This is a genomic window from Hypericibacter sp. (genome assembly GCF_050729195.1).
Taxonomy (GTDB): Bacteria; Pseudomonadota; Alphaproteobacteria; order Dongiales; family Dongiaceae; genus Hypericibacter.
Map to the genome: position 1 here is coordinate 1 of NZ_JBOHKS010000114.1, position 8,521 is coordinate 8,521.

The following is an 8,521-nucleotide window of genomic DNA, read 5'->3' on the forward strand; positions in this document are numbered from 1 at the left end:
CTGTTTAACTTGCCGGGCCCTTGGGCCCGGCTTTTTCTTTTCTGGCCCCTCCCCAGTCTGGATTTGTCCCCGAGCCCAGGTGCCCGGGCCTGCGGCGGCAGTTTTCCCTCGCCCTCCACGCATAGCCGGTTAAGCGACCGACCGGATCGGCGGGTCAGGCGCGAACGATCCGGCAACAGCGAACGCGCGCCGCCGGGCGCTGAAGATGGTTAACGCGTGGTGGGCTTGCCCCCTTCGGGGAAACGCTCACTATCAGCCCAGATCGGTGGAAGCGTCGGCCGGCAGGGCCGCCGCCCCCAATCCTCGATCCCCGGAAGAACGCGACATGCCATGGGCCGGCGACAAGTCTGCGATCGTGAGCTCGCCTCTCGGCGAGGCGGAGATCCGCGACCCGCGGCTGAAGACGCTCTACGCCTATTGGAAAGCCAAGGCCGGCGCCCGGCGCATGCCAGCGCGCAAAGATCTCGATGCGATCGAGATGAAGGAATGGCTCGGCAATCTGATGCTGCTGGATTTCCCGACCGGCCGGTTCATCGAGTTCCGCTATCGGCTGGAGGGCACGAATATCGAGGCGTTCTACGACGCGCGTCGCACCGGCCGCGGGGTCGAAGCCATGACTGCCGAGAGCGAACGCAAAAGCGTGCTGCCGCAATGGGAGGGGGTGTTCGAGCGAGGCCGCCCCGCCTATTACGAGTCCGATATCCTTTCCAGCGAAGGCAAGCTCGCGCGCCAGAGCAAGCTGCTGCTGCCGCTCTCCGAGGACGGCGAGCATGTGAACATGATCCTCGGCGCGATCTATTTCCGGCCGCAGTTCGATTTCGAGCAGCAGTCCCAGCCGCGGCACTGGTGAAGAGCGAAACCGTGATCAGCTTTCGCTTTCGCGTGGGTTGAGGCTGATCAGGCGCTCTACCTGCGCCTTCGAGCGCCTGAGGACAATCTCGAGAGTTTTTCCGGGTTCGTAATCCGACGACATATAGAGAAGGATCATGCGGCCTCGCACCAGCGTGGCGGCACCCACCGTCAGACGGCTGATATCCACCGTCCGGTCGAGCGAGTTCGCCTGGCCGTTCTGGATGATGGCGAAGTAGACCGCGTTCTGATCCTGGTCGACGATCCCGAGATTCTTGGTTTCGCCGACCTCGAGATCGACACCCCTGTCGCTCAACGCATCGGCAAGCTCTCCGTGCGCCTTATCGATCGTTTGATCGAAGTTCGTACGCCGTAATTCCACAGCCATCCTGTCGATGAACGTAGCGCGATCGTTGCCCAAATCGGTGCGGACCACCTCCTTGGGCGTGCCCAAATTGCCATCGTCCACCACCCATCCATCCAGGGCTTCCGCTGCCCGGATCTGGCCGCAATCGCCGAAGTAGGCATGCATGACAACGTTGGGGCTGGTGACACGAGCCGTACTGAGAAACCGCGCCATACGCTCCGGCGGATAGATGCACCATCCATCGATCGGCGCGAATCTGATTGCGGTACCCCCGACATCCAGGGTCACGATGTCGGCGCTGTCCACGACAGAAGCCTGCGCGGCTGCGGGAGGCGGTGAGGTCGGCGCGCAACCCGCCAGAAAAAGCAGGCCGTAGATACCGGCAACGATCGCCGGCGTGCGGTGGCTTGAACGAACTCGTGACCAGAAGAAGCGGAGAAAAGGGCGCATTCGATCTCTTCACAGAACCGGAACGATCAGGGGGCCGCGCGAGCGCAAGCTCCCCGTTTCTACCCTGGGATGTCGTCGAAAGCCAGCCGACGGAAATGCGGCAGGCCACCCGTCCAGGATGACCTTGCCGCTCCGACCGAACAGCATCTTGTCGAGGCCGGCGACATGGTCTCGCGACCTTGAAAATGATGGGTGATGATCGGCGACAAGGATCGCTTGGTCTCCTCGATTGCAGTATTGAGCAGTTTCATTCACCCTTAAAACAAACAATATCAATGAGTTAGAAATTAACATATCGACATAAAAATATCCTTATATCATTAATCGATATGGCGCTACTGTCCTGCCATGTCTGACAGGACCTCCACCCGCACGATTCAATCCGAGCCTCGGATGCCAGGACCGAAGGGATCGGAGATTCTCGCCGCTCTGACCAAGGCCGCGCGCGAGCGCATCCTGATTCTCGACGGCGCCATGGGAACGCAGATCCAGGGCCTCGGTTTCGGCGAAGATTATTTCCGCGGCGAGAAATTCGGTCACTGTGCCTGCCATCAGCAAGGCAACAACGATCTGCTGATCCTCACGCAGCCCGGCGCGATCGAAGAAATTCATTATCAGTATGCGATCGCCGGCGCCGATATCGTCGAGACCAACACCTTCTCCTCGACCGCGATCGCCCAGGCCGATTACGGCATGGAGGGCATGGTCTATGACCTGAACCGCGAGGGCGCGCGGCTGGTGCGCCGGGCCTTGGCCCGCGCCGAAAAAGAAGACGGCCGGCGCCGCTTCGTCGCCGGCGCGCTGGGGCCGACCAACCGCACCGCCTCGATCTCGCCGGACGTCAACAACCCCGGTTACCGCGCTGTCAGTTTCGACGATCTGCGAGCGGCCTATTCGGAGCAGCTTCGCGGCCTGATCGATGGCGGCGCCGACATCATCCTGATCGAGACGATCTTCGACACGCTGAACGCCAAGGCCGCGATCTTCGCCTGCAAGGCGATGTTCGAGGAAAAGGGCGTCGATCTGCCCCTCATGATCTCGGGCACGATCACCGATCTCTCCGGCCGCACGCTGTCCGGACAGACCCCGACCGCCTTCTGGCACTCGCTGCGGCACGCCCAGCCTTTCACCATCGGGCTCAATTGCGCGCTGGGTGCCAACGCCATGCGCGCCCATCTCGCCGAGCTTTCCGGCATGGCGGACAGCTTCATCTGCGCCTACCCGAATGCCGGCCTGCCCAACGAGTTCGGCAAATATGACGAAAGCCCCGAATTCATGGCGGCCCAGATCGAGGGTTTCGCACGCGAAGGGCTGGTCAACATCGTCGGTGGCTGCTGCGGCACGACGCCCGAGCATATCCGGGCCATCGCCGAGGCGGTGAGGCAACATCCGCCGCGCGAGATTCCCAGGGTCGAGCCGCTGATGCGTCTCTCCGGCCTGGAACCGTTCGTGCTGACCGACGACATCCCCTTCGTCAATGTGGGCGAGCGCACCAATGTCACGGGGTCGGCGAAGTTCCGCAAGCTGATCACGGCCGGCGACTACGCCGCGGCACTCGATGTGGCGCGCGACCAGGTCGCGAACGGCGCGCAGATCATCGACATCAACATGGACGAGGGGTTGATCGATTCGAAGAAGGCGATGGTCGAGTTCCTCAATCTCATCGCCGCGGAGCCCGACATCGCCCGGGTGCCGGTCATGATCGATTCCTCGAAATGGGAGATCATCGAAGCCGGCCTGAAATGCGTCCAGGGCAAGCCGCTGGTCAATTCGATCTCCATGAAGGAAGGCGAAGCGGCCTTCCTGTATCATGCCAAGCGGGTGCGGGCCTATGGCGCCGCGGTCGTGGTCATGGCCTTCGACGAGGCCGGCCAGGCGGACACGCTGGCCCGCAAGACCGAGATCTGCAGCCGCGCCTATCGACTGCTGACCGAGCAAGCGGGTTTCCCGCCGGAAGACATCGTGTTCGATCCGAACATCTTCGCGGTCGCCACCGGCATCGAAGAGCATAACAATTACGGGCACGACTTCATCGAGGCGACGCGAGCCGTCATCGAGACCCTGCCCCATGTCCATATCTCCGGTGGCGTCTCGAACCTCTCCTTCTCGTTCCGCGGCAACGAGCCGGTACGCGAGGCGATGCATGCGGTCTTCCTCTACCATGCCATCCAGGCCGGCATGGATATGGGCATCGTCAATGCCGGGCAGCTCGCGGTCTATGAATCCATCGAACCGGAATTGCGCGAGGCCTGCGAAGACGTCGTCCTGAACCGCACGCCGAAAGGCGCCGGCACACCGACCGAGCGCCTGCTCGAGCTGGCCGAGCGCTTCAAGGGGACGGCCGGCAAGGAAGCCAGGGAGAAGGATCTCGCCTGGCGCGAATGGCCGGTGGAAAAGCGCCTCAGCCATGCGCTGGTCAACGGCATCACCGAATATATCGATGCCGACACCGACGAGGCCCGGCGGGCGGCCGAGCGGCCGCTCCATGTGATCGAGGGTCCGCTCATGGCCGGCATGAATGTGGTCGGCGACCTCTTCGGGTCCGGCAAGATGTTCCTGCCCCAGGTGGTGAAGTCCGCCCGCGTCATGAAACAGGCCGTGGCCGGGCTTCTGCCCTATATGGAGGCGGAGAAGCTTGCCAATGGCGGCAGCGGGGAGCGGGAAAGCGCCGGAAAGATCCTCATGGCCACGGTGAAAGGCGATGTCCATGACATCGGCAAGAACATCGTCGGCGTCGTGCTCGCCTGCAACAATTACGAGATCATCGATCTCGGCGTCATGGTGCCGGCCACCAAGATCCTCCAGACCGCGCGCGAGCGGAAGGTCGACATCATCGGACTGTCCGGCCTGATCACGCCCTCGCTCGACGAGATGGTCCATGTCGCGTCGGAGATGGAGCGCGAAGGTTTCGACATCCCCTTGCTGATCGGGGGCGCCACCACCAGCCGGGTCCATACGGCGGTCAAGATCCATCCGCGCTACGAGCGCGGGCAGACGGTCTATGTCACCGATGCCAGCCGCGCGGTCGGCGTCGTCTCCAGCCTGTTGTCGCCCCAGGCCAAAGGCGGCTATGTCGAGACGGTCCGGGAGGAATACGCCAAGGTCGCCGAGACGCATGCCCGCAACGAAGCCGACAAGCAACGCCTGCCGCTCGCCAAGGCACGCGCCAACGCGCACAAGATCGACTGGTCGTCCTACGAGCCGCCGAAGCCCTCCTTCCTCGGCACGCGCATATTCGAGGATTGGGATCTGGCCGAGCTGGCGCGCTATATCGATTGGACACCCTTCTTCCAGACCTGGGAGCTGAAGGGCCGCTATCCCGCGATCCTCGATGACGAGAAACAAGGCCCGGCAGCACGCCAGCTTTTCGACGACGCGCAAGCCATGTTGAAGAAGATCGTCGGGGAAAACTGGTTCGCGCCGAAGGCCGTCATCGGCTTCTGGCCCGCCAACGCCGTGGGCGACGATATCCGCCTGTTCACCGATGACCACCGCGCCCAGGAGCTCGCCACCCTCTTCACGCTGCGTCAGCAGGTCGCCAAGCGCGACGGCCGGCCCAATCTGGCGCTGGCGGATTTCATGGCGCCTCTCGCCAGCGGCAAACAGGATTACATCGGCGGCTTTGTCGTCACGGCGGGCATCGAGGAAGTCGCGATCGCCGAGCGCTTCGAGCGCGCCAATGACGATTATTCATCGATCCTCGTGAAGGCCCTGGCCGACCGCTTCGCCGAGGCCTTCGCGGAAAGAATGCATGAGCGCGTGCGCAAGGAATTCTGGGGTTACGCGCCGGATGAGAATCTGGCGCCGGACGAGCTGGTGGGCGAACCCTATCGCGGCATCCGCCCCGCGCCGGGCTACCCGGCGCAGCCTGATCATACCGAGAAGGCGACCTTGTTCCGCCTGCTCGACGCGGATCGTCGCATCGGCGTCAGCCTGACGGAAAGCTATGCCATGTGGCCCGGCTCCTCGGTCTCCGGCCTCTATCTGGCGCATCCCGAGAGCTACTATTTCGGCGTGGCCAAAGTCGAGCGCGACCAGGTCGAGGACTATGCCAGGCGGAAATCCATGCCGGCCGCCGAGGTCGAGCGCTGGCTCGGACCGATCCTCAACTATGCTCCGGCCCAACTGAGAAAGGCCGCCGAATAGGCGGCGCGACGCGCCGTCAACCGGGTTTCCGATGGATTCACCCGGCCCTGTGTCGCTAGCTGCGCCAGTCGAGGATCACCTTGCCACTCTGGCCCGACAGCATGGTGTCGAAGCCGGCGACATAGTCCTCGACCTTGAAATGATGGGTGATGATCGGCGAGAGATCGAGGCCGCTCTGCAGCATCGCCACCATCTTGTACCAGGTCTCGAACATCTGGCGGCCATAGATGCCGCGGATCTCGAGGCCCTTGAAGATCACCTGGTTCCAGTCGATCGCAGTGTTGGCGGGCGGAATGCCGAGCAGGGCGATCTTGCCGCCATGGTTCATCACCGCCAGCATGTCGGAGAAGGCGTTGGGCACGCCCGACATCTCGAGCCCGACATCGAAGCCCTCGACCATGCCGATCTCGCTCATCACATCCTTGAGCGATTCGTTGGTCACATTGACGCTGCGCGTGGCACCCATTTTCTTGGCGAGGCCGAGGCGGTAGTCATTGACGTCGGTGATGACGACATGGCGCGCGCCGACATGGCGCGCGATCGCGGCGGCCATGATGCCGATGGGGCCGGCCCCGGTGATCAGCACATCCTCGCCCACCAGATCGTAGCTGAGGGCGGTGTGGGTGGCATTCCCGAAGGGATCGAAAATCGAGGCCATGTCGTCGCTGATCTCGGCCGGGATCTTGAAGGCATTGAAGGCCGGGATCACCAGGAAGTCGGCGAAAGCGCCCTCGCGATTGACGCCGACGCCGACCGTATGGCGGCAGAGATGGCGCCGTCCGGCCCGGCAATTGCGGCAATGGCCGCAAGTGATATGGCCTTCGCCGGACACCCGGTCGCCGAGTTTGAAGCCGCGCACCTCGACGCCCATATCGACGATCTCGCCGACATATTCGTGGCCGACATGCATCGGCACCGGGATCGTCTTCTGCGCCCACTCGTCCCATTTCCAGATATGGATGTCGGTGCCGCAGATGGCCGTCTTCTTGATCCGGATCATCACGTCGTTATGACCGACCTCGGGATCTCTCACATCGGTCAGGGTCAATCCGGGTTTGGGAGCCGTCTTCACAAGCGCGCGCATGTCCGTGCTTTCATATCCTCAAAAAACAGGCCGGGGCGTCAGATCGCGCCCAGCGTCTTGCCGACTTTGCCGAACGCCGCGATGGCGCGGTCGATCTGTTCCTCGCTGTGGGCGGCGCTCATCTGGGTCCGGATCCGGGCCTGACCCTTCGGCACCACAGGATAGCTGAATCCGATGACATAGACGCCCTCCTTGAGCAGCGCCTCGGCCATGGCGCCGGCCAGCCGGGCATCGCCCAGCATCACCGGGATGATCGGATGCTCGCCCGGCACCAGCTTGAAGCCGAGCCTGGTCATCCGTTCGCGGAAATAGGCGCCGTTCGCCCGCACCCGGCGGCGCAGGGCCGCCCCCTCCTCGGTCGCCAGTAGCGCCAGGCAGGCCAGCGATGCCGCCGCGATCGAGGGCGCCAGGCTGTTGGAGAAGAGATAGGGACGCGAGCGCTGGCGCAACAGCTCCACCATCGGGCGGCGCCCGGCGACATAACCGCCACTGGCCCCGCCCAGCGCCTTGCCGAGGGTGCCGGTATAGATGTCGATCCGGTCGGCGACCCCACAATGTTCGGGCGTGCCGCGGCCTGTCTCGCCGATGAAGCCCACCGCATGGGAATCGTCCACCATCACCAGCGCGTCGTAACGATCGGCCAGCTCGCAGATGCCTTTGAGATTGGCGATGATCCCGTCCATCGAGAACACGCCGTCGGTCGCGATCAGCTTGAAGCGCGCGCCGGCCTCGGTCGCCGCCTTGAGCTGCGCCTCGAGATCGGCCATGTCGTTGTTGGCATAGCGGTAGCGCTTGGCCTTGCAGAGCCGGACCCCGTCGATGATGCTGGCGTGGTTGAGCGCATCGCTGATGACCGCGTCCTCTTCCGACAGCAATGTCTCGAACAGCCCGCCATTGGCGTCGAAGCAGCTCGAATAGAGGATGGTGTCGTCGGTGCCGAGGAAGCGGCTCAGCGCCGCCTCCAGCTCCTTATGCAGCGTCTGCGTGCCGCAGATGAAGCGCACCGACGCCATGCCGAAGCCATAATCCTCGAGGCCGCGTTGCGCCGCCGCGATCAGCCTCGCATCGTCCGCCAGTCCCAGATAATTGTTGGCGCAGAAATTCAGTACCTCCGTGCCGTTCTCCAGCCGGATGGCGGAATTCTGTGGCGTCGCGATGCGCCGCTCGGCCTTGTAGAAGCCGTCGGCGCGGATCTGTGCCAGGGTGTTGTCGATGTGAGCCAGGAAAGCGGCGGTCATGACGGCGTCCTTCCGGAGGATCGAGCCTCGGGCCCGGGAGCGTGGCGTTTCTCGCCCGACCTTGGCCAGTCCCGACCGAAACGGCAATAAAGTTTCGGCAGATCGGGCGGGAGGCCCGGCCGACCCGCGCCGGACAAGGGTCCCAGGGCCTGCGGTGGAACCCGCGGCCCCGGGCGGCCGTTATCCGTCTCGTTCCGTCTAAAGACTCCCTGCATTCCCAGGGTCGGTATGGTTTTATGAAGTTTTAGACAGGCCGCCATGCTGCAAACAGGCCCTTTCATGGGGCGGTGGCGAGAACCATCGCCGCGAAAATTTTTCTCCCTCCTGGTCGGCGCCGCACTGGTCACGCTGTCGGCCTGTGCACCGGTCCCGCCGATGGACGGTATC

5 protein-coding genes are annotated in these 8,521 nt (G+C 63.6%); 2 read left to right on the plus strand and 3 right to left on the minus strand.

Translation table 11 applies throughout. The features are described 5' to 3' along the window. Positions 1-355: 355 nt before the first annotated feature. Positions 356-850, plus strand: coding sequence for a PAS domain-containing protein (locus ACREE8_RS08655; protein WP_431572585.1), 495 nt, complete (start codon positions 356-358; stop codon positions 848-850). Between the two features lie 15 nt (positions 851-865). Here the strand turns inward: ACREE8_RS08655 and ACREE8_RS08660 are convergent, their stop codons facing one another. After that, positions 866-1,666 carry a hypothetical protein gene (locus ACREE8_RS08660; protein WP_431572586.1) on the minus strand — a complete coding sequence of 267 codons (801 nt, stop codon included), beginning with the start codon at positions 1,664-1,666 and terminating at the stop codon, positions 866-868. Positions 1,667-2,059: 393 nt separating this feature from the next. Between ACREE8_RS08660 and metH the strand changes: the two genes are divergently transcribed. After that, positions 2,060-5,812, plus strand: a complete 3,753-nt coding sequence (gene metH, locus ACREE8_RS08665) for a methionine synthase (RefSeq protein ID WP_431572587.1) — start codon at positions 2,060-2,062, stop codon at positions 5,810-5,812. 55 nt (positions 5,813-5,867) lie between these two features. Here the strand turns inward: metH and tdh are convergent, their stop codons facing one another. Continuing rightward, positions 5,868-6,896 (minus strand): L-threonine 3-dehydrogenase, encoded by a 1,029-nt coding sequence (tdh, locus tag ACREE8_RS08670; RefSeq protein ID WP_431572588.1) that lies wholly within the window; start codon positions 6,894-6,896, stop codon positions 5,868-5,870. 38 nt (positions 6,897-6,934) lie between these two features. Continuing rightward, positions 6,935-8,134: a glycine C-acetyltransferase gene (locus tag ACREE8_RS08675; protein WP_431572589.1), complete on the minus strand. Its 1,200-nt coding sequence runs from the start codon at positions 8,132-8,134 to the stop codon at positions 6,935-6,937. Positions 8,135-8,521 lie beyond the last annotated feature (387 nt).

Excerpts from the sequence above, each read along its gene's own strand:
- ACREE8_RS08660 (WP_431572586.1), bottom strand. The coding sequence starts at position 1,666 with ATGCGCCCTTTTCTCCGCTTCTTCTGGTCACGAGTTCGTTCAAGCCAC.
- metH (WP_431572587.1), top strand. The coding sequence starts at position 2,060 with ATGCCAGGACCGAAGGGATCGGAGATTCTCGCCGCTCTGACCAAGGCC.
- tdh (WP_431572588.1), bottom strand. The coding sequence starts at position 6,896 with ATGCGCGCGCTTGTGAAGACGGCTCCCAAACCCGGATTGACCCTGACC.
- ACREE8_RS08675 (WP_431572589.1), bottom strand. The coding sequence starts at position 8,134 with ATGACCGCCGCTTTCCTGGCTCACATCGACAACACCCTGGCACAGATC.